1 protein-coding gene is annotated in these 247 nt (G+C 56.7%); it reads left to right on the plus strand.

Annotated features, from left to right (window positions below):
* A partial coding sequence (locus ACSNOK_RS35555) for a hypothetical protein (RefSeq protein ID WP_436784802.1) occupies nt 1–247 on the plus strand: 247 nt, incomplete at both ends.

The raw sequence follows: 247 nt of genomic DNA on the forward strand, positions 1-247 counted from the left end.
GAGGAACGCGCGCGGCGATCGAGGTGCAGGGAAGCGGCAGCATAGATCTGGGAACCACTATCAGCCCCGGCGGGAATACGCTGGCAGTGCATGACGGCGGCCTATTGATCCGCAATGAAACAAATCAGGATCTGCGAGCGTTTGGCAACTTTTTTCTGCAAGACGATGAACCGATTGACTCAACCGATCTCGTTGCGCTTGCTGGCCTGATCTTCGATCGTAGTGACGACCCTGCAAAAGGCGGCGT

Source organism: Streptomyces sp. URMC 126 (assembly GCF_051386555.1).
Lineage (GTDB): Bacteria > Actinomycetota > Actinomycetes > Streptomycetales > Streptomycetaceae > Streptomyces.